The organism is Streptomyces vulcanius, from assembly GCF_042653945.1.
GTDB lineage: Bacteria > Actinomycetota > Actinomycetes > Streptomycetales > Streptomycetaceae > Streptomyces > Streptomyces mangrovi.
Genome location: NZ_JBHSFK010000029.1, coordinates 129,238 through 151,219, shown reverse-complemented (window position 1 = coordinate 151,219; position 21,982 = coordinate 129,238). Strand labels below are relative to the sequence as shown.

The following is a 21,982-nucleotide window of genomic DNA, read 5'->3' as shown; positions in this document are numbered from 1 at the left end:
TCCTCCCCCTCTTAAAAGAGGGGGATTCCAACCCAGGTGGGTTGAGGTTCACGGGTGCTCGAACGGCTGGTGGCCGTTGTCACCCCTCCGGCACCGGCTGTTCGCCGGGGGCGGGGGATCCCGCCCTGTCCTGCCGCGACGTTGGATGCTGCGTTGGTGTCCGCGTTGCAGGTGAAGCCACAGGAGGAGCAGACGAACTCGGCTTGGCTCTTGCGCGAGTTCTTGTCGATCCATCCGCAGGCACTGCACCGCAGAGACGTGTACGGGGCCGGGATGTCCTCGACCCGGCCCGGCGCCTTGTGCCCGGTGCGCTGACGCAGGAGACCCCAGCCCTGGGCGAGGATGCCCCGGTTCAGCCCCGCCTTCTGCGCCACATTCCGGCCGGGCCGCTCCACGCTGCCCTTCGCGGAGCGGGTCATGTTCCTGATGTTCAGCTTCTCGAAGCGGATCAGGTCGTAGGACTTGGCGAGCAGGGTACTGGTCTTCTCGCACCAGTCCTTGCGCCGGTTGGCCTCGCGTGCCTTGAGCTTCGCGACCTTCGCGTACCCGGCCGCCTTGGCCTCGCTGCCTTTGGGGGCGCGGGCGGCGCGCCGCTGGTGTTTGCGGATCTGTGCGCGTTCCCGGGTGGTGAGTTGCGGGCAGTTGAGTTTCCGCCCGTCGGAGAGGGCGGCGGTGATGGTGACGCCGCGGTCGATGCCGATGATCTCGCCGGTGCCGGGTGCGGGTGTCGGCTGGGGGACGACGGCGAACGCGGCATGCCACTGCCCGTTGCGGAAGGTGACGCGGAACGTCTTCGCGTCGGGCAGTTTCGCGCCCTTGCCGTCGGCGCTGAGGCGGAAGCGGACCCAGCCGCAGCCGGGCACCTTCACCTGCGCCCACCGCCGGTTCAGCTTGCGCACCACGACCGAGCGGCCCATGACCTGCCGGCCGGTCTTCGCGTTCAGCTTCACCGAGCCGTCTGCGTGGTACTCGGGGACGCGGTCGGTGCCGATGACACGGAAACCCTCGTGCATGAACTTCTTGCGCCAGGTCGGCTCACCGAACCCGGACGTGAAACGCGCGCTCTTGGCCGTGCCGAAGTCCCTGAGGGCCTGCTGCTGCACGTCCGCGTTCCCGGCCGCCAGCCACTCATTGGCGCGCCGGGCCTCGGTGAGCTGACGGCACTGCTCGGCAAACCCCGGCGCGGACCCGCGGCCCGGCTTCCAGTGCGCATGCTGCTCGACGGCAAGGTTCCACACATACCTCGCGTGCGCGCAGTGCAGCAGCATCTGCCGCACCTGCTCACCCGTCGGATACAACCGAAACCGCGCCATGCCGCGAACGTAGACCACACGTTCCCCAGCCGCGCACAACATCGATCACCATCACCCATGCGAGTGACCACCCCACCCACTGCCGGCCGCCAGCCACGGGCCCCAGGACCTCGGCGTCCCGTCGCCACCGCCCGTCCGTGGCCACCCTCGGCATCCCGGACGACGACGCCGGACCGCCCTGGCGGCGATCCGGCCATCCCTGCCCCGCACCACAGGAACGGGCATTCACCCCGGCCCCGAAGGACCGGGCACCCCGCCCGAAAGCCAGGTGGAAGAGGAAGACGAAGAGGGCGTTGCCGACGAACGGCAGGATCTGCACCTGGTAGGTGTCCAGCCAGCCTTCGGTCACGACGAGCCGGCCGCCGTCCAGTTGCAGCCAGGGCAGTTTGTTGACCCACCAGACCATGGGCAGGGCGAAGGTCTCGAACGGCACGATCAGCGTCGCGATCACGGCGGTGAGCACGATCTTCTTGCCGCGCCACCGCATCCGGGACAGCGCGAACGCCGCGAGGCTGTTGATGAAGATGCTCAGCACCACGGTGATGACGGAGATCCCGACGGAGTTGAGCAGGAACCGGACGGCGGGCACCCGGTCGAAGACCCCGGTGTAGTTGTCCAGGGACAGGTGGCCGACCGGCAGGAACGCCTTGATGCCGTCCAGGTCACCGAAGATCTGCTCGTCGGGCTTGAACGACGACACCAGCATGAAGACGATCGGGAACGCGAAGAACAGTGCGAGCGCGATGCGAGCCGCGTGCAGGCCGATCCGGCGCGGCGACGGCCTCCGGCGGCGGCCCGGGTGGGCGGGAGCAGGGGATACGGAGGTCATGTCAGTCCTTCTCCCGGGTGAGGAAGCGCTGGACGAGGGAGACGGCCAGCACCAGAACGAAGAAGACGAGGGAGATCGCGGACGCGTATCCGGTCTGCTGCTGGCTGTATCCGGTGCGTACGGCCTGGTAGACGACCGTGCTGGTGGAGTCCAGGGGCCCGCCCTGCGTCATCACGCTGACCTGCGTGAACAGGGCGAACGCGCTGATGGTGATGGTGATGAGTACGAAGGTGCGGGTGGCGCTGAGGCCGGGCCAGGTCACGTGCCGGAAGCGTGCCCAGCGGGTGGCGCCGTCCATGTCGGCCGCCTCGTACAGCTCCTGCGGGATGGTCTGCAGTCCGGCCAGCCAGATGATCATGTGGAAGCCGACGCCCTGCCAGACGGACATGACGATGATGGCGGGCATGGCCGTGGACGGGTCGGTCAGCCAGTCCGGTCCGTGCACCTGGCCGAGGGTGAGGTGGGAGATGAGCTCGTTGACCAGCCCGGTCTTCTGGTACAGGAGCGTCCACAGGATGGAGACCACGACCATCGAGGTGACGACCGGGAGGAAGTAGACGGTGCGGAAGAAGTTGACGCCCTTGACCTTGGCGTTGACGAGCAGCGCGAGCACCAGCGCCAGACCGCCCTGCAGCGGGACGACGACGACGGCGAAGTAGAGTGTTGGACAGGTCCAGCGGCGCGAGGTACCCGCCCCAGGCCCAGTTCGGGACGTTGGGCCCGTCGACGTCGAGGAGGCACGGCAGCTTCTTCGCGGAGGCCGCGGCGACCACCGAGTCGTTGTAGGAACCCTGCGGGAACGCCTGGATCTTGACCTTGTACTTGCTCTGGCCGGCGTTGAAGTCCTTGACGATCTGCTTCACGACGCCGTACTCGGCGGCGTTGCCGGCGTTGTGCGTCCACAGGGTGAGCGTGTTGCCGTCGGCGCCCGACGAGCCGGTGCTCCCGCTGCCGCCGCACCCGGCCACGAGCGCCGCCGCGGCGAGGGCGGCTATGCTCGACACGGCGAGGCGCCTGGTTCTCGATTCCACCGGGTCCCTCCAGATTCACTGGGCACGGTCCTGACAGACCGTGCCGGCGGCCGGTAGTGACGGCCGCTTGTACCGGTGGTGCTTCGCCGTTCCGAGGTCAGAGTCGGGGCGGCGAAGCGACCGATGCCCGTGCCACCAGTGGGCAGGGCAGCATTTCCTGGGCAGCCGGACCGGTCCCCCGGTCCTTTGCGCCCGTGAGCGCGAGCAGCTGTGCGACAGCCCGCGCCCCCATCTCGTAGTGCGGCAGGGCGACGGTGGTCAGCCCGGGGAACATGCCGTCGCAGATCAGTTCCTGGTTGTCGAACCCGATGACGGACAGGTCGGCGGGGATCGACAGCCCCAGTTCGGCGGCGGCGTGGTAGACGCCCATCGCCATCCGGTCGGCGAAGCAGAACAACGCGGTGGGCCGTTCCGCCGCCCGGAGCAGCGTGAGTGCCGCCCGGTAGGCGCCGGCGGCGGAGGCGGTCTCGGCCACCACCAGCCGGGGGTCGAACGGGACGCCGGCTTCCGCGAGGGCCTGCCGGTATCCCTCCAGGCGTCCGTGGGTGGCCGGGATGTCGTCGACGTTGTTGAGGAAGCCGATACGGCGGTGGCCGTGGCGGAGCAGTTCCCGCACCGCCGTCGCCCCGCCCTGGACCTCGTCGGGTACCACCGACGGTACGGACGGGTCGTCCGCGCGTGCGTCGAGCAGCACCGTGGGGACCGAGCGCAGCTGCTCCGGCACCTCCACGACCCGGTGGTACATCGACGCGTACAGCACCCCGTCGACCTGGCGCTGGAGCAGCAGTTCGATCTCCCTGCGCTCCAGCTCCCGGTCTCCGCCGGTGTTCATCATGAGCAGCAGGAGGTCGTGCTTGGCGGCCTCCTCCTGTGCTCCGAGGATGATCCGGCCCGCGTGGGGGGTGGTGGCGATCTGGTCACTGACGAAGCCGATGGTGCTCGACCGCTTCAGCCGCAGGCCACGGGCCAGTCCGTTGGGCGCGTACCCCAGTTGCCGGGCCGCCTCCAGAACGCGCTGCCGGGTCTCGGTGTTGACGCGCTTGCCCTCGACCTCGTTGAGGATGTGGGAAACGGTCGTGACCGAGACTCCGGCGGCTGCCGCCACGTCCTTGATCCCGATCCGCCTGCCCATGTGGTGCCCAATCGTTTTGGCAGGTGAGTGCGGGATGAGACTGCGCCCCGGCGGGGGACCATGTCAACGGCTCGTAAACGAATCTCGTCGCCGCAGGGGGTTCAGGAACGTCAGCACGGAGGCGTCCTCTTCGATCAGCGGGGTGAGGACGGCGTTGAAAGGGCCGCCGTACGGGGCGTTCAGGTGCGCCTGGAAGGCGTCCTCGTCCCGGTACACCTCGAAGATCCAGAAGGCGCGCGGGTCGGCTGCCTTGGTGTAGACGTCGAAGGCGATGTTGCCTTCTTCCTCGCGCACCTTCAGGGCGTAGTCGCCGATCAGGCGGGCGACCTCGTCCTCCGCTCCCTCGCGGGCGGTGAACTCGGCGAGCAGGGTCTTCTTCACGGTCTCGTTCTCCTTGTCGGCTGCGGGCGTCACTCGTGGGCGGAGCCGAGGTGCCAGACGACGGCCTTGTCCAGCTTCACCGTGCCGTTCTCCGCGAAGACCTGCACTCCCTGGCTGGCGGGGTCGGGGAAGATCTGGTCGGTGATCGCGGCCTCGCCGCTGCCGCCGAAGACCTCGACGGACGACCAGTCGACGAGGATCCGCAGCTTCACCTTGCCGTTCTCGGCCTTCAGCGGTGCGGTCTGGACGCCGGGGAAGGTGCTGTTGAAGTCGACGGCGCCGGAGTGGGTGCGGTCGACGTACAGCTCCTGCGTCGTGGTGTCGTAGCCGATGACGGTCTCCTCGCCGTTCGCTCCCGTGCGCACCTTCAGGCCGAACCGGTCGGCGTCCTCGAGGGAGAACGTGGCCTGGATGTCGAGCGCCTTGCCCTTGGCCGCGGGGCCGATCAGGGTCTTGGAGGCACTCGTGACGGTGACGCCGGACGCGGACACCGCGTGCGGCTGGCGCAGGGATGTCACGCTGTTCACGGGCTGGCTGATCAGCCGGATGCGGCCGTCCACCGTCCGCAGGGCCATCTCCCGGGGGATGCTCTGCGCGCCGCGCCAGGGCGACGTGGGGATGGCCCCGCCGTAGTCCCAGTTGTTCATCCAGCCGATCATGTACCGCTTGTCGCCCGGCGCGTTCTCCCAGGACACCGCCGCGTAGTAGTCCTTGCCGTAGTCGGCCCAGTCGGCGCGCTGGACGACGGACTTCGCGGCCGTGTCGGCGGCGGTGAACCGGTCGGCGAGGAGGTGGCCCCAGCCGGCGGTGTTCATGTCGACGATCTGGATCTGCGCCTGCTTGCCGGCGTAGGGGCGCATGTCGAAGGAGGCCCAGTCCAGGGTCTCGCTGTTGGAACCGGTGGCGCTGCGGACGACCTTGCCGTCCACGATCAGATTGACGGACGTCTCCTGGGAGACGGGCTGGGCCTGGGTGTCCGAGAGCATGATGTGGTCGACGTTGAGGTGGCCCCAGCCACCGCTGTTGTCGTCGACGATCTTGATCTGGGCCTTCTTGCCGGCGAGGTCCTTGACGTCCCAGGAAGCCCAGTTGAGTGCCTCGCCGTCCTGTCCGGTGGTGCTGCGGACCACCTGGCCGTCGACGAGGAGTTCGACGGCGGTCGGGTTGTCGGAGCCGGCGGGGTGGTTGCCGCCGCCCACAAGGAAGTTGACGTAGTCCTTGTCGAGGGTGAACTCGGGCGAGGTGAGGGTGCCGGTGGTGGTGTCGCCGTTCAGGTAGCTGTTGACCAGGCCGCTGCCCAGGAAGCCGGAGACCTCCTGCTGGTTGGGGAGGGTGCCGGCGGCAGGTGCGGTGCCGAAGGCGTCCCCGGTCGTCGTCCAGTCGCCGTAGGTGCCGCCCTCGAAGTCGGCGAGGACCGTGCCCGCGGGCGGCGGGCCCTGCTCCATGACGGTGCCGTCCACGTGCGGGTGCCGGCCCCCACCGACCTTGAAGTTCAGGTACTTGCTGTCGACGGTGAAGGAGGGCGAGGTCAGGGTGCCGGTGCCGGCGTCACCCGAGTGGAAGCTGTTGGCGAGGCCCTTGCCGTCGAACCCGTCGACCGCACCCTGGCCGTCCACCGCCCCGGCGGCCGGCGCCGTGCCGAACGCGGTGCCCGTGGTCGTCCACGAGCCGAAGTCGGTGCCCTCGAAGTCCTGCACCACGGTGCCGGTGGGCGGGGTGTAGGTGCCCTTGTCGTCGGCGGTGAACTTCTTGCCGTCGAAGTCGCCGACGAAGTACTGGGCGGCCGAACCACCCGCGATGCCACCGGGGTTGATGTTGACCACCAGGACCCACTTGATCTTCTTCTTGTTCCCGTCGACCGCCAGGGGGAACAGGTCGGGGCACTCCCACACGCCGCCCGTCGCGCCGGACGGCCCGAACTCGCTCTGCAGGTTCCAGTCCTTGAGGTTCTTGGACGAGTAGAACCGCACCTTGTGCTCGGCGGACATCGACACCGTCATCAGCCAGCTCTTCGTGGGCGCGTACCACTGGACCTTGGGGTCGCGGAAGTCCTTGGAGCCGATGTCGATGACGGGATTGCCCTGGTACCTGGTCCAGGTACGGCCGCGGTCGGTGCTGTAGGCGATCGACTGGGCCTGTACTCCGGTGTCCTTGTTGTAGCTGGTGTAGATCGCCACCATGGGCGGGTTCTCCTTCGTGCCGAACCCGGTGGTGTTGTCCCAGTCGACGACCGCGCTGCCGGAGAACACCATCTCGTTGTCGTCGTACGACAGGGCGAGCGGCAGCTGCGTCCAGTGCACGAGGTCCTTGCTCACCGCGTGGCCCCAGGACATGTCGCCCCAGGAGTTGCCGTTGGGGTTGTACTGGTAGAAGAGGTGGTACTCGCCCTCGTAGTACACGAGGCCGTTGGGGTCGTTCATCCAGTTCTTCTCCGGCGTGAAGTGGAACTGGGGCCGGTAGGTCTCGGAGTACGGCGGGGTGTCGGCGGCTACGGCCTGGGGGGCGAGCGGGGCTGCGGACAGGGCGCCGACGGTCGCCACCGCCGCCATCATCCGTATGCGGGCATGCCGGGATACACGTCTTGAGCTCATGGTGTCTCCTGTGCTGTGGCCGTCCACCGGGCCGTGCCTGCGGCTCCGGCGTGGACCGCCCGAGAGTGACGCCCGGGTCGGCGTCGTCGTCCACGCCGTCGGCCCAGGGGTGTCATCGTTGACTTGTGTCATCGATGACATCGAGTGGCCCGATGATGAGCGGAATCCGGCCGATGCGTCAACGGTCCGGGCGGAATTACCCGGCGCGGCCCGCCCGCCCGTCAGGCGCCGCCGGTGGCCGTGAGCTGCTCCAGCTGGTTCCGCCACGGCGGATTGGGACCGGCGACCGAGCAGGTCAGGGCCGCGACCCGAGCGCCGAACCGGCAGGCCTCCGCGACCTCGCCGAGACCGAGACCGGCCAGCCGGCCACCGAGGAGCCCGCGAGCACCGAGATGATGCAGCAGACCGGCGGTGAAGGAGTCCCCCGCCCCGACCGTGTCGACCACCCGCGTGACCACCGCCGGAACCCGCACCCGTTCACCGTCGAGCGAGGCCAGGGCACCGCCGGCGCCGAGCGTGATCACAACGAGCCGCACCCCCGCGGCATGCCAGATGTCGCACGCCCGCTCGGGCGAAGTGCCCGGCAGGAGGAGTTCCAGATCGTCCTCGCTCAGCCGCAGGATGTCCGCGAGCGCGCACCAGTGCGCCAGCCGGGCCCGGTAGACCTCGGGGCGCACCAGCAGCGGCCGGACGTTGGGATCGATACTGATCGTGGCCCGCGCAGCCACCGCCGCCAGGAACTCCTCCACCACCGCCCCGCCGGGCTCACGCACCAGCGCCAGCGACCCGGTATGCACACACGCCGTCCCGGACAGATCCACCCCCGCCAGCTCCCCCGCAGTCCACTGCCAGTCCGCCGTGTTCTGCGCGTGGAACGAGAACGCGGCCTGCCCAGTGTCATCCAGCTCCGCCACCGCCAGCGTGCTGGGCTCCGCAGCGGCGACGGCGTACGACAGATCCACACCGGACCCCTCCAGATGCGCCCGGAACAGCCGGCCGAACACATCGCCCGACAGCCGCGCCAGGAAGCGGGCCGGCGTGCCGAGGCGCGCCAGGGCCACCGCCGTATTCGCAGGTCCCCCACCCGGCAGCACCCGCAGAGCGAGTTCGGTCGAGTCGTTTACCGATGCGGCGAAGGCGTCCGCGACGCACTCCCCCAGAACAGTGATCTGACGCGGGCTCATGGGCTGCTCTCTCTCGGAAGGCTCGGAAAGACCGGGCAAAGGGGCCGCGCGGCGGCACAGGCGCTGACCAGCCGCGCGGCGACGGGGGCTACGGACGTTGCCGATTCGTGACGAGCAGAAGGCATTGACGTTGCCGGGATCCGGAGTCCATCATCCTCGCCAGGCAGTGTCAACGATGACATAAGTCAACGTTGACACCCCGGGCGGCATGCTCTGATCCCAACCCCGTGCCGCCCGCTACCCACAGGAGTCGATGATGTCTCGCACCACCCGCCTGTCCTCCTCCCTCCTCAGAGCCGCCGCGGTCACGGGAGTCGCGGCCCTCACCCTGACGGCCTGCGGTTCCGGCTCCGGTTCGGGCTCCTCGGGCTCCGGCTCGGGCACCGTCAAGGTCGGTCTGATCACCAAGACCGACACCAACCCGTTCTTCGTGAAGATGAAGGAGGGCGCGGAGAAGGCCGCCAAGGAGAACGGCGCGCAACTGTCCACGGCTGCGGGCAAGTTCGACGGGGACAACGCCGGGCAGGTCACCGCCATCGAGAACATGGTCGCCGCCGGGGTGAAGGGCATCCTGATCACCCCGAGCGACTCCAAGGCGATCGTGCCCGCGATCGAGAAGGCCCGCGCCAAGGGTGTCCTGGTCATCGCCCTGGACACCCCGACCGAGCCGGAGAGCGCGGTCGACGCCCTCTTCGCCACCGACAACCTCAAGGCCGGCCAGCTGATCGGCGAGTACGCCAAGGCCGCCATGAAGGGCAAGACGGCGAAGATAGCCGCCCTCGACCTGGCGCCGGGCGTCTCCGTCGGCGTCCAGCGGCACAACGGTTTCCTGAAGGGCTTCGGCGCCACCGACAAGGACGTCGTATGTGCCCAGGACACCGGCGGTGACCAGGCCAAGGGCCAGACCGCGATGGAGAACTGTCTGCAGAAGTCGCCCGACATCAACGTCGTCTACACCATCAACGAACCGGCCGCCCTGGGCGCGTACACCGCGCTGAAGGCCAAGGGCCGGGAGAAGGACGTGCTGATCGTCTCCGTCGACGGCGGCTGCACCGGCACCCAGGCCGTCAAGGACGGCAAGATCGCCGCGACTTCGCAGCAGTACCCGCTGAAGATGGCCGCAGAGGGCGTCAAGGCCGTCGTGACGTACGCCAAGGACGGCAAGAAGGCGTCCGGTTACACCGACACCGGCGTCACCCTGATCACCGACAAGGCGCAGGACGGGGTCACGTCGAAGGACACCGGCTACGGCCTGGAGAACTGCTGGGGCTGAGCCGCCGCACAGGACCGTACGACACCGCCACTCCCCTCAGCGGGGCGGTCGGCCCACCTCCCCGACCAGGGACGACCGCCCCCCTTGTCCCGGCGGCGGGGGCTTGCGCCCTCGTCCTCCGACAAGGGCATCTGTCTTCCGACAAGGACTTCGCATGACAGCGACGACAACGCCGTACGCCGAGCTCAAAGCACCGACCGCGGCCCGCAGACTGCTCACGGCGCCGACCACCGGCCCGCTGGCCGCCCTCCTCCTGGCCTGCGCCTTCTTCTCCTTCTCGACCGACCAGTTCCTGACCGGCGGGAACTTCTCGCTGATCGTGCAGCAGGTGATGGTCGTGGGCACCCTCGCCATCGGGCAGACCCTGATCATCCTCACTGCGGGGATCGACCTGTCGTGCGGGGCGGTGATGGCGTTCGGCAGCATCGTGATCGCCAAGATGGCGGCCGAGGGCTCCGTCCCACCGCTCGTCGCGATCGCGCTGGGCATGGCCGTCTGCGGCGGATTCGGCCTGCTCAACGGGCTGTTGGTGCAGAAGATCCCGCTGCCCCCGTTCATCGTGACCCTCGGCATGCTCAACGTGGCGTTCGCGCTGACCCACATCTACTCCGAGGAGCAGACGGTCACCAGCCTGCCCGGCTCGCTGACGGCCCTCGGGGAGACCTTCCCCCTCGGCCACACCGACATCACCTACGGCTCCCTGGTCACCATCGCCCTGTTCCTCCTCCTCGCCTACGCGCTGAGCAGCACCGGCTGGGGCCGGCACGTCTACGCCCTGGGCAACAGCGCCGAGGCCGCCCGGCTGAACGGCATCCGCACCTCCCGCCTCACCATCGGCATCTACACCGTGGCCGGCCTGCTGTACGGCGTCGCCGCCCTGCTGCTCATCTCCCGCACCGGAGTCGGCGACCCGCAGGCCGGGCAGACCGACAACCTCGACAGCATCACCGCCGTGGTCCTGGGCGGTACCAGCCTCTTCGGCGGACGCGGATCGGTCCTGGGCACCTTCATCGGCGTGCTCATCGTCGGCGTGTTCCGCAACGGCCTCCAGCTGATGGGCGTCGCCTCCATCTACCAGACCCTGATCACCGGTGTCCTGGTGATCCTCGCGGTGACCGTCGACCAGATCTCCCGGAAGAAGGCCCGATGACCGCCACCCCCTCCCCCACACCCGTGCTGCAGGCCCGCGGTCTGGTCAAGCGGTACGGCCAGGTCACCGCCATCGACGGCGCCGACTTCGACCTGCTGCCCGGCGAGGTCCTCGCGGTCATCGGCGACAACGGCGCCGGCAAGACCAGCCTGATCAAGGCCCTCACCGGCGCGGTGGTCCCGGACGCGGGCGAGATCCGCCTCAACGGCAAACCCATCACCTTCTCCGGCCCGCAGAGCGCACGCGCCCACGGCATCGAGACGGTCTATCAGGACCTCGCCGTGGCCGCCTCCATGGACATCGCCTCGAACATGTTCCTCGGCCGCGAGCTGCGGCGCCCCGGCCCCCTCGGCAGTGTCTTCCGCATGCTGGACAAGAAGCGCATGCGCCAGGAGGCCGCCGAGCACATGGCCGACCTGAAGATCGGCCTGCGCTCGCTGACGCAGTCGGTCGAGACGCTCTCCGGCGGACAGCGGCAGGCCGTGGCGGTCGCCCGTTCCGTCGCCTGGGCCCGCAGCGTCGTCGTCATGGACGAACCCACCGCCGCCCTCGGCGTCAAGGAGTCCGGCCAGGTCCTCGACCTCATCCGCCGAGTCCGCGACAAGGGCATGCCGGTCGTCCTGATCAGCCACAACATGCCCCACGTCTTCGAGATCGCCGACCGGATCCACGTCCACCGACTGGGCCGGCGTGCCGCCGTGATCAAGCCCTCCGACTACTCCATGGCCGAGGTCGTCGCCATCATGACCGGCGCTCTCACCGTCGACGAGGCCGGAGATACTGTCGTAGCGGATTCGGAGGCCGCGAAGGCCGCCGGAGTCCAGGCCACCTGACAGCACAACCGAGCTCTCCCAGTTTCCGGCCGAGGCCGCGGCCGGAACCGAGAGCCCTCAGGAGACGGTTTCCTCCATGGCAGCGAACCGCCGCCCCACCCTGGCCGACGTCGCCCGAGAAGTCGGCGTCAGCGCGAAGACGGTCTCCCGCGTCCTCAACGAGGACGGTCCCGCCTCCGCGCAGACCAGGGAACAGGTACTCGCCGCGGTGGCCAAGCTCGGCTTCCAGCCGAACCTCATGGCCCGCAACATCCGCGTCGGCGGCCCGGACACCACCGTCGGCCTGGTCATCCCCGACCTCGCCAACCCCTTCTTCGGAGCCGTGGCCCGCGCCATCGAGGACACCGTCCGCGACCGTGGACTGACCCTGCTCATGGGCTCCTCCGCGGACGACCCCGAGCGGGAACGCTCCCTGACGGACAAGTTCCTCGCCCGCCGCGTCAGCATCCTGATCGTCGTTCCGTCCGTCGGCGCCGACCACTCCCACCTCAAGTCCCACCGTACGGCGGGACTGCCCGTGATCTTCCTCGACCGACCCGGAGCCGGCCTCGCCACGGACAGCATCGTCAGCTCCAACCGTGCCGGAGCCCACGACGGCGTCGCCCACCTCGTCGCCCACGGACACCGGCGCATCGGCTTCGTCGGCGACCTGCCCCTGAAGCTGTACACCCGCCGTGAACGTCTGGCCGGCTACCGCTCCGCGCTCCAGGAAGCCGACATCCCCTACGACCGCTCGCTCGTCGCCAACGCCCACGACCAGCAGGGCGCCGAGGCCGCGACCGCCCAGCTCCTCGGCCTGGCCGATCCCCCCACGGCCCTGTTCGCCGGCAACAACATCATGGCGCTGGGCATCGTCGCCGAACTGGCCCGCAGCAAGCGCAAGGACGTCGCCTTCGTCGCCTTCGACGAGGTGGCGCTCGCCGAGGCACTCGAGCCGGCCCTGACGGTCGTCGCCCAGGACGCGGAGGAACTCGGCAGGGCAGCCGCGACCACCGCCCTGGCCCGCCTGGACGGCGACCGCACTCGCGCCCGCACCATCACCGTTCCCACCCGTCTGATCGTCCGAGGCTCGGGCGAGCTTCCCGTCCCTGCGCTGCAGGAGGCGTGACGCGCCGTCGCGACCGGTGCCCGCCATCCACGCTGCCGGGCCAGGCAGCAGACCATCGCCGAGCCCGTGACTCGACTCCTACGACCGCGTGTTCATGTGCTGCTCGCCGAGGACGGCCGGGTGGTCCTCACCGACTTCGGCATCGCCCAGGCCGCCGAGTCCTCGGCTCTCACCCGCACCGGCCAGTTGGTGGGGTCGGTCGACTTCATGGCTCCCGAGCGCCTGGTCGGCGCCAAGCCGGGTCCGGAGGCCGACCTGTGGGCGCTGGGCGCAACGCTTTTCCAGGCGGTCGAGGGCCGCTCGCCATTCCTCCGGGACACGGTGGCGGAGACGATGTACGCCGTTGCCATGGAGCCGGCTCCCGAAGTGCGAGGCGCCGGGCCGCTGACCCCGCTGGTCCAGGGTCTGCTCGCCGGCAACCCGGCCGACCGCATATCGGCCGAGGACGCCGAGCGCCTCTTGCGGGCAGCGGACGCCGACCCGGGACGCATACGCCGAGCCACACCCCGGGCCGCGCCCGGGCCGGCGCATACGCACCAGAGGCCTCCGCGCTTCGTCCGTCCTCCGTGGTGGCTCCGGAACCGTGCCGATGCTGCTCCGCCTCGGTCCGGGAACTCTCGGTCGCCTTGCTGTCCATAGTCGTGTCCCGCGCTGCCGGTGCCCGAACGTCCAGCATGAGGAAGGGGCCACGCCTTCATCACCGCCGCCAAGGACCAGATGAAGGGAATGGGGCACCGCCCTTTAGGGCACACCCATCGCGTGCGGGGACTGCGGTGGCCAGTTCACCGTCCAGCAGCAGGGTGCGGGTCCAGGTCGGTCCTCGGCTCCGGCGTGCGCGCGGTGGCGGACCTCCAGGTGCTGGATGGATCCGCCGCCCGCGATGGGAGTGTCGGTGAGGAAGACCTGGTGGGGCATGCCCCCGTCCAGGTCGAACAGCGAGAGCTGGGCGCCGGGATGCGGGCGCTCACGCCGCACGATGATCCAGGTGCCGTCGGGATGTCCCGAAAGGTCGCCGGCCTTCGGAGGCGTCGGCCGGGCGGTGGCGCTTTCACGGCTGCGCCCCACGAGAGCGAGCGGGGGTGCGTCGTGCAGACCGCCGTCGACACCGGCGAACTGTCGGTACGGGGCTCTGGAGAGCGCCGTGAACTGCTGCGGGAGAACCAGCGCATCGTCGCCAGGACCGGCGCCCGCATGCGGGCCGAGACGCGCGAGGAGTGGAAGCGCCGGGCGCCGAGAGGGCGACGGTTTGGAGAAGTTGCGTGCGAGCAGGTTGACACGCGCGGGGATACAGGGGTCAGCCGTTCGGGGGACGGTACTGTGTTCGAGACTTGAACGGCCCTCCGCATGAACCGCGGTGGCGACTGCGATGAGCACGTCGTCCGTCTGCGCCGCCTGCACGCGACCTCTGAAAGTGGAGCTGATGAACGTGTCGACCGGCGCCGGACGGCTGCGGAGTCGGGCCTCCTTAGCAACCCTGGCCCTTGCGATCGCCCTGATATCCGGGCCGAGTTACGCGGCCCCGAGCGAGCCCGACCCGCAGGGCGACCAGTCGATCGAGAACATCCGCGGCGAACTGGACGACCTCTACCGCGAGGCGGAGGTGGCCACCGAGGCGTACAACACCGCGGACGAGAAGGCGGCCAAGCAGGAGAAGCGGCTGACGTCGCTCCGCGAGGGCCTGGCCCGCACCGAGAGCCGGGTGGACGATCTGCACGACCTCGCGGGCGCGGCTGCCCGGACGCAGTACCGCGGGGGCAATCTCGCTGCCACGGGCATTGAGTTACTGCTCGGCGACCACCCCGACCAGGCCCTGAACGAGGCGTCCCAGGCCCGCCAGGCATTGCGGAGCCTGGTCAACGTCTCCGAGACCCAGCAAACCGCCCGCATGGAGCTCAGCCGGCAGACCGACACCGCCGCGAAGCAGCTTCGGGAGCTGAAGAGCAGCCGCGCGGACAAGGCCGAGGCGAAGCAGAAGATCGAGGGCAAGATCGCCGAGGCTGAGCGGATCGAGGCCGGGCTTGAGAAGGAACAGGCCCTCAAGCTGGCCCAGTTGGAGAAGGAAGAGGCGCAGGCGGCCAAGTCGAGGTGGACGGGCCCCGATGCCGGCGGCGGCACCTCGACCGGGACCGGCTCGGGCGGCGGCGGGGCGAAGGCGAGCGGAGCAGCCGCGCAGGCCGTCGGCTTCGCGATGGCGCAGATCGGCAAACCGTACGTGTGGGGCGCCGTGGGCCCCTCGTCGTACGACTGCTCGGGACTCACCTCCGCGGCGTGGGCGGCGGCCGGGCACCCCATACCCCGTACTTCGCAAACGCAGTGGCAGGGAGTGACCCGGGTCACTCTGGCGTCCGCGCAGCCCGGCGACCTGATCATCTACTACAGCGACGCCACACACGTGGGCATGTACATCGGAGGCGGGCAGATCGTCCACGCCCCGCGGCCCGGACGCACGGTCACGACCGCGCCCGCCGCCGAAATGCCCATCCTCGGTGTCGTGCGACCCGGAGTCTGAGCGGATGTCCCACTCGCTGACACCCCGTGACAAGGGGAACCTGCCCGCGCTCAGCGCACCGCCGCTGATCCGACTCGACGCCTACGTGGCCGAGGACGGGTCGACGGTGGTCAACGGCCATCTCCTGGAGATGGGCGGCAGGCGTCCGCCCAACGAGGCGATCCTCGACGCCGTCGCCATGTTCGCCCGGACCCTGGGGGCCCCGGTGGCGGCCACCGTCATCGACCGCACCGAGAAGCAGGTGGCACGCCTGCGTGTGTACCCCGACGGATCGAGCCGGACCATCGACGAAGAGGACGACCTGCCGCCCGGGCGCGAGCGTACCGCCGCGGAAGAGGAGGCGTTCCCGCCGCTCGCCCGCGTCGAGCGCATCATCCAGCACGCGCAGCACGAGGAGCTGCACGCCGCGTTCGTCCTCGCCAGCGCGCTGCGGGAGCACCTCACGCTGCGCAGGGGCGCGGAGGACGAACTCGCCCTGGAGGCACGGGCGATCGAGGCGTACCTCGCGTATCTGCGCGGCGACTACTCGCTCTCCATCACCCTCGCGCTGACCGTCGCGCGCATCCGGTGCCGCACCGACCTGAACCGGGCGGCGCCCGATGTGGCCCGCGCCACCGCGGCGTGGCAGCGGCTGATGGACGACGGGCAGGTGGTCACCCGGGGACAGGAGTTGCTGCACATGTGGGAGCGGCTGTCCACGGAGGGCCTGCTGCTGGAACCGTCCCACCAGGCCATGGCCCACACCGTCCGGAGCCGGCTCGAACAGGGCGGACGGTCCGTACCGGCTCCGGCCCTGACCACGGGCCAGGAGCCGCTAGCCCCCGAGGACAAGCCCCTCAAGCCCGCGCGACGGGGGCTGCGGCGTTTCACCCGGCGGCCCGGCCGGTCCACCGAGTCATCGCCCTAGCCCCGGACCATCTCCAGGACGCCCCCTCAGCGACCACTCACCTCAAGGTCCGCTGTCGGCACTCAGGCCGCCGCCCCCTGGCCGACGTCGTCCTACCCGTGCCTGCGCGGGTAGGACCGGTATCTGCGCCGCCTCCGCTGCCTGCGCGGAATCAATCCGGAGCCGAACGCGCCGGGCGGCCGCGGCATGGCCCACCTCGGCGACCTTGGTCGGCGTCGTGCGGTTGCGTCGGCTCCAGATCCCATGGCATGACCCCGCAGACGCGGGCCCCCTCACGGCATCGCGGTACTCATATATAAAAGATCTTGTATCTTGATATATTCTGGCTGGTATACAGAGGAGGCCGCCATGAGTCGCACCGTCATCGACCTCGACGACGAGGCCCTGGAAGAAGCAGCCAAGGAACTCGGCACCACCACCAAGCGCGACACCATCAACACCGCTCTGCGGGAAGTCACGGCCCGCTACCGGCGTCTGCGCGCACTCGAGGAAGCCCGCGAACTGGTGGCCGACGGCGCCCTGAACATGGACCTGCTGCTGAACAAGCACGCGTACCGCCCCGCGGGCACGGCAGGCGACGAGCGCGGCACCGGAGCGGACGGGTGACCGTCGCCGACTACCTCATCGACACCTCCGCCCTCGCCCGCGTCCTGCTCCGCCAGAACACCGCCGAATGGGACGACAGGATCGCCGCCGGCCTCGTCGCGATCTGCGACCTCACCGAACTGGGAGTCCTCTACTCAGCCCGTTCGGCTGCGGACCGCACCCGGCTGAAGGCGGCACTCGACGCCCACTACGCCTGGTGCCCGATGCCGGACGGCATCTACCGCCGCTCCCGCATCGTCCAGGAACAACTGACCGCCAAAGGGGAGCACCGCAGCGCGGGCCCCGTCGACCTCCTCGTGGCCGCCGCCGCAGAGGAAGCGGGACTGACACTGCTCCACTTCGACCACGATTTCGAAACCATCGCCCGCACGACCGGGCAGCCGGTCCGCATGATCGACCTCAGGCAGTAGCCCCTGCACGGCCCCACGGACGGGCACCAAGCCTCTCGCCGGCCGCACCCGCAGCGGTGGTATCGCGGCGGACTCGAAGACCACCGGGCGGCACTGCCGATTCCTTGCGTCCTGCCAGCGTCCCGAATTTCGACGTCCAACCCCTCGCACGCGCCACCCGCGCCCTTGTCAGGCTGTTCTCAGTCGTCTGCGGCGGATTCCCATTCCACCGCGCAGAGGCTCCGCACCCAGTACTGAGGGGCGGAGCCTCTGCAGCGTGCCTGCTCCCTGATTCACGGTCTTGTCAGTGGCAGCAGGCAGACTGCGGTGCATGACTTCGGTGACCGCACATGACTATGCCTGGATACGTTCCTCTCCGTTGTTCCGCTCCGCACTGGAGACCGGGTACACGCTGAGCCTGGTGCGGGGCGTCGCCCCGGGGGAGGTGCTGCGGGTGATGGAGGCGGAGCCGCAGGGCACGTGCACAGGAGCGGACGCGCTGATCAAGCGGCAGGACGAACTGCTCGACCCGACGGACTACTGGGACGAGTCCTTCCTCGCGGGCGCGTTCACCGTCCCGGGCGAAGGTGGCGACTGGACGCTCGTCCTGCACGTCGGAGACGGGGGCATGGGGATGCAGTCGCGCTTCCTGGAGGCCCTGTCGGCCGACGGGTGCGCCGCGGTGCACTCCAGCAATGGAGGCAAGCCCATGCACTTTTTCCACTGGTACGAGGACGGCGAACTTCGGACCACCTTCGAGTGGCCCACAGTCAGGGGCGGCAACACGCCCGATGCCCTCAACTCGGTGATGCGTGATGTCGGTTTCGAACTGTCGGACGACGAGGGCGAGACGAACAGTCGCGTCGACACCAAAGCGGCGGTCTTCGCCCTCGCCGAACGGCTGACCGGGGTTCGGGTGACGGAGGAACTGCTCCGGGATGCCGAATACCAGCTCGGGCATGTACCCGAGGAGCCCGCCGAGGAGTGGACCAGCATCGTCATCGACATCACCGACGCCCACGGGGAACGCTTCTACAAGGAAGTCACCCGCGACGAGGTCGAGGTCGCCACCGCCCGCGCCCGCGCCCAGGCCGCAGAACCGATTGTCATCCCCGGGCCTTCATCGCCCACTACCTGACCCGCGGGCTCGTTTTGGTGCAGTAGCAACGATGAGTCTGCCGGCGCCCACAGGTCTACCTCTCGACCGAGACAATCACCTCATCGGGAGTACGGCATGGGCCTCATCCACATCGAGCTGTTCGCGACCCTCGACCTCGTCGGGCAGGCGCCCGGCGGCCCCGACGAGGACCCGGAGGGGTTCCCGTTCGGCGGCTGGCAGGCGCCTCTGCTGGACGAGACCGCCGGGGCGCAGGTCGCTGCCGCGTACGAGGGCACGGACGCCCTCCTGCTCGGCCGCCGGACGTATGACATCTTCGCCGCCTACTGGCCGCACCAGGAGAGCGGCGAGGACAACGAGATCGCCAGGCTCTTCAACAGAGTCCCGAAGTACGTGGCCTCCCACGGCAGGCCCGACCTCGCGTGGGCCGGGTCCACGCAGCTCGGCCCGGATCTGGCCGACGCGGTGCGCGAGATCCGTGACAAGCACGAGCACGTGAAGGTCGTCGGGAGCCTGGACCTCGTGCAGACCCTCCTGCTCGAGAAGCTCTTCGACCGTCTCGACCTCTGGGTGCACCCGATCGTGCTCGGCGTCGGGAAAAAGGTGTTCGACGGGGGCGCGGTGCCCACGAACGTCACACTCCTCGAACCGCCCGTAGCCGGTCCGAAGGGCACCGTGTACCTGCGCTACGGGCTCGCCGATGGCACGCCCGGGACGGGGGACATGAGCGCACCCGATCGCGGTGTCGGGCGTGACGAGTGAAGTCGTCGGCGGTGATCCGCCAGGTCGGCATTCCGACCGGAGGAGCCCGAGGTGCATGCCGCACCCGCGCGCAGTCACACCGGCCGCGTAACCAGCCAACCGGCCGCTGCGTAGGGCGCGGTCGACGGCGTCCCCGGTCGACGATCTCTGCCCGGGCCGTGTTGATCAGGTAGGCCCCCGTTTCATCGTGGCCAGCAGTTCGTCGCCGAAGAGGCCCTCGGTTTCGGGGCGCCGCTGCACCGACCGAAGTGGCGGACCGTGGGCACCTGGGGCGGCCGAGCAGGTGTCCCGAGGCGCGGCCGTCCGAATGTGTGGTGGAGGGCGAGAAGGCCGTCGAGTGTGTCCGGTCGTTACTCGCGGAGCATCGCGCCGCCGTTGACGGTGAGAAGGCCGCGACGATGGTGCGGGCCAGTTCCTCAGCGACCCCGGCGCTGCCGAGGCTCTGCTCGTCGAGCTGGTCGAGTGCGGCGACGACGAGCCCGCCGTAGGCCGCGACCAGCCAACGCTCGCCCGAGCTGCGTGCGGCGGCCGTGGCAGCGTCGCGATGTCAGCTCTCCTACGCGCCCGACAGCGCCACCAGTTCCGCTCAGCTCCAGAATCACCGCCCCCGACCCCGGTCCGCCGGCCCTTCACCGACATCAGCAGCACCGCGCCGCGGGTGCTGCTGCGGCTCGCAGCCGTCGAGCCCCTGGACGTCCACAAGGTGGAGCTGGCCACCCAGCGCGTGGTCAGCAGCTGCCCGGCTCACTCCAGTCATACGACGCCGACGGCGGTTGGGTGGTCGGCGACGGCGGAACCGTCCTGTCCTCACGCGCCGGCGGGCGGTGGAGTCCACAGCCCATCGGCCCGGCCATGATCGTGGGCGACGAGGGCACCGTACTGTCGACGCCGGACGGCGGCGCCACCTGGGTGCAGTACTTCGACAGCCCGGAAAGGGACGCGGCCGCGCGTCCGCAGCCACAGCAACGATGAAGGACAGAGGAGCCATGCCAGACGCCACCGAAGCCGCCGCTTCCCCGTTCGCGGACGTTCCGACCACCACCCTCGCCGACGTCCTGGGCCGGGAGCAGGTCATGGACATCGGCATCCGCCCGTTGTGGTCGCCGGTGCCGCGCGTGGCCGGACCGGCGTTCACCGTGAGGTGCCCTCCCGGCGACAACCTCATGCTGCACGCGGCCATCCACCGCGCCGCACCGGGCGCCGTCATCGTCGTCGAGTCGGGCGACCTGGACTACGCGCTGGCCGGCGGCAACGTGTGCGCCGTCGCGCAGCGCCGGGGCGTCGCGGCCTTTGTCGCCGACGGGCTGATCCGCGACCTCGCCGAGGTCCGGGACCTGGGCTTCCCGGTGTTCGCCCGGGGGGTGATCCCCATTCCCGGAGGCAAGAAGGCCGTCGAGCCGCTCAATGCCGAAGTGCGCTGCGCCGGAGTCACGGTGAACGCCGGCGACATCGTCGTCGCCGACGAGGAAGGCGTCGTGGTCGTCCCCTCCGCCCGCGCGCAGGAGACCCTGTCCGCCGCCCGGACCAAGCTGGCCAAGGAGGCCGACGAGACCCTCGACGCATGGGAGGAGGCCCACCGCACCCGCATCGACAAGATCCTGCGCGACCAGGGCTTCGAGGGCTGACACGGACGATTTCGCCCCGGCGTCACTCCACCCTGCCGGGACGAACCGAAGCGAGACGGTGTGAAACGGCCGTCCACCCTCCACCCCAGCCCTTGCCTAACCTATCGAAATTCGATAGATTCCCATCGTCATTCGATGGAAGGGTGTGCGATGGGAAAGCTGACCGTACGTGCGCTGCGCGCCGTGCTCGTGGTCGTACTCGCCGGCACCGTGTTCGTACAGGCATTGATGGTGTGGGTGTTGGTCAGCGGGAGCGACCCGGAGGACGGGTCGCTCCCGCTGACCGGGCTGCGCGTGGTCACGATCCTGGGCATGGTGTCGGTCCAGGTCGCCCTGGTCTGCGTATGGCGGCTGGTGACGATGGTGCGACGCGGAACCGTGTTCTCCCACGCCGCCTTCCGGTACGTGGACGGCGTGATCGGCGCGATCGTGGCGGCTGCCCTCGTGTGGTTCGCGGTCACGGCCCTCAATGCGCCGGGCCAGCGGGACGACCCGGGCGTCACCGTCATCATGGGCGGGGTCGGCGTGGCCATCCTGGGGGTCGCGCTCATCGTGCTCGTGCTGCGGATGCTGCTCGCCCAGGCCGTCGCGCGCGACGTCGAGGCGGCGCAGATGCAGGCCGAGTTGAACGAGGTGATCTGATGCCGATCACCGTCGACATCGACGTGATGCTGGCCAGGCGGAAGATGTCCGTGGGCGAGCTCGCGGACCGCATAGGGATCACGCCCGCCAACCTGGCGGTACTCAAGAACGGCCGCGCCAAGGCGGTGCGCTTCGCGACCCTCGCCGCGCTCTGCGAGGTGCTCAAGTGCCAGCCGGGCGACCTGCTGCGCTGGGAGGCCGAGGACGCCGCAGGCGGATGACGTGTCCCAGGACGGTCGTGAAAACGCCGGGCACCACCGGCCCACGACACGGCACGTGGACGGGTTGACCCGCACCGCACCGCCCTGGTCGACGATCGCGGCACCGCAGAGCAGGCCACACCCGCACGATGGCGACCTGGCGCGATGGCGACCTGGCGCGACCTGGCCGCCGGAGCACTGCGACCGACCGGCGTCACGAACATCGCGGCCGGCCTGCGCCGCAACGCCCGCTCCGCGAACGCACGCAGCCGCGGTGAGGTGCCTTGAAGAGCGACGGCAACCCAGCCTGACCTGGCATCGGCGCCGTGACGTGCCGATTTCAGGTTTTCCGCAGGTACACCGAAGCCGGGAGCGCCACGATGACCTCTGCCTGGCCGCC

General features: G+C 69.7%; 22 protein-coding genes and 1 pseudogene. 15 read left to right on the top strand and 8 right to left on the bottom strand.

Annotation, left to right across the window (positions count from 1 at the left end; genetic code table 11):
• Positions 1-11: 11 nt before the first annotated feature.
• The 7 genes from ACFPIH_RS36500 to ACFPIH_RS36470 form a co-directional block, all read right to left on the bottom strand.
• A complete protein-coding gene (locus ACFPIH_RS36500) occupies positions 12-1,313 on the bottom strand; it encodes an RNA-guided endonuclease InsQ/TnpB family protein (protein ID WP_381180984.1) in 1,302 nt (433 codons plus the stop codon).
• A complete protein-coding gene (locus ACFPIH_RS36495; RefSeq protein WP_381180986.1) occupies positions 1,282-2,142 on the bottom strand; it encodes a carbohydrate ABC transporter permease in 861 nt (286 codons plus the stop codon). The genes ACFPIH_RS36500 and ACFPIH_RS36495 overlap by 32 nt, the downstream gene beginning before the upstream one ends.
• A 1-nt stretch (position 2,143) precedes the next feature.
• Complete coding sequence (locus ACFPIH_RS36490; protein WP_381180988.1) at positions 2,144-2,755, bottom strand: carbohydrate ABC transporter permease; 612 nt, start codon at positions 2,753-2,755, stop codon at positions 2,144-2,146.
• Between the two features lie 515 nt (positions 2,756-3,270).
• Complete coding sequence (locus tag ACFPIH_RS36485; RefSeq protein WP_381180990.1) at positions 3,271-4,305, bottom strand: LacI family DNA-binding transcriptional regulator; 1,035 nt, start codon at positions 4,303-4,305, stop codon at positions 3,271-3,273.
• 63 nt (positions 4,306-4,368) lie between these two features.
• Positions 4,369-4,686, bottom strand: coding sequence for a putative quinol monooxygenase (locus tag ACFPIH_RS36480; RefSeq protein ID WP_381180992.1), 318 nt, complete (start codon positions 4,684-4,686; stop codon positions 4,369-4,371).
• A gap of 29 nt (positions 4,687-4,715) precedes the next feature.
• The gene (locus ACFPIH_RS36475; protein ID WP_381180993.1) at positions 4,716-7,277 is read right to left on the bottom strand and encodes a GH32 C-terminal domain-containing protein; all 2,562 of its coding nucleotides are present in this window, start codon (positions 7,275-7,277) and stop codon (positions 4,716-4,718) included.
• A gap of 221 nt (positions 7,278-7,498) precedes the next feature.
• On the bottom strand, positions 7,499-8,461 hold the full coding sequence (locus ACFPIH_RS36470) for a carbohydrate kinase family protein (RefSeq protein WP_381180995.1): 963 nt from the start codon (positions 8,459-8,461) through the stop codon (positions 7,499-7,501).
• A gap of 256 nt (positions 8,462-8,717) precedes the next feature.
• Here ACFPIH_RS36470 and ACFPIH_RS36465 point away from each other — a divergent pair, with 256 nt between their 5' ends.
• The 5 genes from ACFPIH_RS36465 to ACFPIH_RS36445 all read left to right on the top strand — a co-directional run bounded on the left by ACFPIH_RS36465 (position 8,718) and on the right by ACFPIH_RS36445 (position 13,464).
• Positions 8,718-9,734: a sugar ABC transporter substrate-binding protein gene (locus tag ACFPIH_RS36465; RefSeq protein ID WP_381180997.1), complete on the top strand. Its 1,017-nt coding sequence runs from the start codon at positions 8,718-8,720 to the stop codon at positions 9,732-9,734.
• A gap of 154 nt (positions 9,735-9,888) precedes the next feature.
• Positions 9,889-10,884, top strand: coding sequence for an ABC transporter permease (locus tag ACFPIH_RS36460; RefSeq protein ID WP_381180998.1), 996 nt, complete (start codon positions 9,889-9,891; stop codon positions 10,882-10,884).
• Positions 10,881-11,717 (top strand): ATP-binding cassette domain-containing protein, encoded by an 837-nt coding sequence (locus ACFPIH_RS36455; RefSeq protein ID WP_381181000.1) that lies wholly within the window; start codon positions 10,881-10,883, stop codon positions 11,715-11,717. Before ACFPIH_RS36460 ends, ACFPIH_RS36455 begins: the two co-directional genes overlap by 4 nt.
• 76 nt (positions 11,718-11,793) lie before the next feature.
• A complete protein-coding gene (locus tag ACFPIH_RS36450) occupies positions 11,794-12,825 on the top strand; it encodes a LacI family DNA-binding transcriptional regulator (RefSeq protein ID WP_381181001.1) in 1,032 nt (343 codons plus the stop codon).
• 66 nt (positions 12,826-12,891) lie between these two features.
• On the top strand, positions 12,892-13,464 hold the full coding sequence (locus tag ACFPIH_RS36445; RefSeq protein WP_381181003.1) for a protein kinase domain-containing protein: 573 nt from the start codon (positions 12,892-12,894) through the stop codon (positions 13,462-13,464).
• A gap of 174 nt (positions 13,465-13,638) precedes the next feature.
• Here ACFPIH_RS36445 and ACFPIH_RS36440 read toward each other — a convergent pair.
• Positions 13,639-13,836 (bottom strand): annotated as a pseudogene (locus ACFPIH_RS36440) (IS1380 family transposase); the annotation flags it as partial.
• Between the two features lie 409 nt (positions 13,837-14,245).
• Between ACFPIH_RS36440 and ACFPIH_RS36435 the strand changes: the two are divergent.
• From ACFPIH_RS36435 to ACFPIH_RS36390, 10 genes are all read left to right on the top strand, one after another.
• Positions 14,246-15,334, top strand: a complete 1,089-nt coding sequence (locus ACFPIH_RS36435; protein WP_381181004.1) for a C40 family peptidase — start codon at positions 14,246-14,248, stop codon at positions 15,332-15,334.
• Positions 15,335-15,338: 4 nt separating this feature from the next.
• Positions 15,339-16,241: a hypothetical protein gene (locus ACFPIH_RS36430; protein ID WP_381181005.1), complete on the top strand. Its 903-nt coding sequence runs from the start codon at positions 15,339-15,341 to the stop codon at positions 16,239-16,241.
• A 348-nt stretch (positions 16,242-16,589) separates the two neighbouring features.
• Complete coding sequence (locus ACFPIH_RS36425) at positions 16,590-16,847, top strand: type II toxin-antitoxin system VapB family antitoxin (RefSeq protein ID WP_381181007.1); 258 nt, start codon at positions 16,590-16,592, stop codon at positions 16,845-16,847.
• Complete coding sequence (locus tag ACFPIH_RS36420; protein WP_381181009.1) at positions 16,844-17,257, top strand: PIN domain nuclease; 414 nt, start codon at positions 16,844-16,846, stop codon at positions 17,255-17,257. The genes ACFPIH_RS36425 and ACFPIH_RS36420 overlap by 4 nt, the downstream gene beginning before the upstream one ends.
• Before the next feature lie 310 nt (positions 17,258-17,567).
• A complete protein-coding gene (locus ACFPIH_RS36415) occupies positions 17,568-18,374 on the top strand; it encodes a DUF6461 domain-containing protein (protein ID WP_381181011.1) in 807 nt (268 codons plus the stop codon).
• Positions 18,375-18,470: 96 nt separating this feature from the next.
• Positions 18,471-19,115 (top strand): dihydrofolate reductase family protein, encoded by a 645-nt coding sequence (locus tag ACFPIH_RS36410; RefSeq protein ID WP_381181013.1) that lies wholly within the window; start codon positions 18,471-18,473, stop codon positions 19,113-19,115.
• 986 nt (positions 19,116-20,101) lie between these two features.
• Positions 20,102-20,740 carry an RraA family protein gene (locus ACFPIH_RS36405; protein WP_381181015.1) on the top strand — a complete coding sequence of 213 codons (639 nt, stop codon included), beginning with the start codon at positions 20,102-20,104 and terminating at the stop codon, positions 20,738-20,740.
• 150 nt (positions 20,741-20,890) lie between these two features.
• Complete coding sequence (locus ACFPIH_RS36400; protein ID WP_381181017.1) at positions 20,891-21,382, top strand: DUF2975 domain-containing protein; 492 nt, start codon at positions 20,891-20,893, stop codon at positions 21,380-21,382.
• Positions 21,382-21,603, top strand: a complete 222-nt coding sequence (locus ACFPIH_RS36395) for a helix-turn-helix domain-containing protein (protein WP_381181019.1) — start codon at positions 21,382-21,384, stop codon at positions 21,601-21,603. Before ACFPIH_RS36400 ends, ACFPIH_RS36395 begins: the two co-directional genes overlap by 1 nt.
• 144 nt (positions 21,604-21,747) lie before the next feature.
• On the top strand, positions 21,748-21,870 hold the full coding sequence (locus ACFPIH_RS36390) for a hypothetical protein (RefSeq protein ID WP_381181021.1): 123 nt from the start codon (positions 21,748-21,750) through the stop codon (positions 21,868-21,870).
• The last annotated feature ends 112 nt before the right edge of the window (positions 21,871-21,982 follow it).

Excerpts from the sequence above, each read along its gene's own strand:
- ACFPIH_RS36500 (WP_381180984.1), bottom strand. The coding sequence starts at position 1,313 with ATGGCGCGGTTTCGGTTGTATCCGACGGGTGAGCAGGTGCGGCAGATG.
- ACFPIH_RS36495 (WP_381180986.1), bottom strand. The coding sequence starts at position 2,142 with ATGACCTCCGTATCCCCTGCTCCCGCCCACCCGGGCCGCCGCCGGAGG.
- ACFPIH_RS36485 (WP_381180990.1), bottom strand. The coding sequence starts at position 4,305 with ATGGGCAGGCGGATCGGGATCAAGGACGTGGCGGCAGCCGCCGGAGTC.
- ACFPIH_RS36475 (WP_381180993.1), bottom strand. The coding sequence starts at position 7,277 with ATGAGCTCAAGACGTGTATCCCGGCATGCCCGCATACGGATGATGGCG.
- ACFPIH_RS36470 (WP_381180995.1), bottom strand. The coding sequence starts at position 8,461 with ATGAGCCCGCGTCAGATCACTGTTCTGGGGGAGTGCGTCGCGGACGCC.
- ACFPIH_RS36465 (WP_381180997.1), top strand. The coding sequence starts at position 8,718 with ATGTCTCGCACCACCCGCCTGTCCTCCTCCCTCCTCAGAGCCGCCGCG.
- ACFPIH_RS36460 (WP_381180998.1), top strand. The coding sequence starts at position 9,889 with ATGACAGCGACGACAACGCCGTACGCCGAGCTCAAAGCACCGACCGCG.
- ACFPIH_RS36455 (WP_381181000.1), top strand. The coding sequence starts at position 10,881 with ATGACCGCCACCCCCTCCCCCACACCCGTGCTGCAGGCCCGCGGTCTG.
- ACFPIH_RS36450 (WP_381181001.1), top strand. The coding sequence starts at position 11,794 with ATGGCAGCGAACCGCCGCCCCACCCTGGCCGACGTCGCCCGAGAAGTC.
- ACFPIH_RS36435 (WP_381181004.1), top strand. The coding sequence starts at position 14,246 with ATGAACGTGTCGACCGGCGCCGGACGGCTGCGGAGTCGGGCCTCCTTA.
- ACFPIH_RS36430 (WP_381181005.1), top strand. The coding sequence starts at position 15,339 with ATGTCCCACTCGCTGACACCCCGTGACAAGGGGAACCTGCCCGCGCTC.
- ACFPIH_RS36425 (WP_381181007.1), top strand. The coding sequence starts at position 16,590 with ATGAGTCGCACCGTCATCGACCTCGACGACGAGGCCCTGGAAGAAGCA.
- ACFPIH_RS36415 (WP_381181011.1), top strand. The coding sequence starts at position 17,568 with ATGACTTCGGTGACCGCACATGACTATGCCTGGATACGTTCCTCTCCG.
- ACFPIH_RS36410 (WP_381181013.1), top strand. The coding sequence starts at position 18,471 with ATGGGCCTCATCCACATCGAGCTGTTCGCGACCCTCGACCTCGTCGGG.
- ACFPIH_RS36405 (WP_381181015.1), top strand. The coding sequence starts at position 20,102 with ATGCCAGACGCCACCGAAGCCGCCGCTTCCCCGTTCGCGGACGTTCCG.
- ACFPIH_RS36400 (WP_381181017.1), top strand. The coding sequence starts at position 20,891 with ATGGGAAAGCTGACCGTACGTGCGCTGCGCGCCGTGCTCGTGGTCGTA.
- ACFPIH_RS36395 (WP_381181019.1), top strand. The coding sequence starts at position 21,382 with ATGCCGATCACCGTCGACATCGACGTGATGCTGGCCAGGCGGAAGATG.
- ACFPIH_RS36390 (WP_381181021.1), top strand. The coding sequence starts at position 21,748 with ATGGCGACCTGGCGCGACCTGGCCGCCGGAGCACTGCGACCGACCGGC.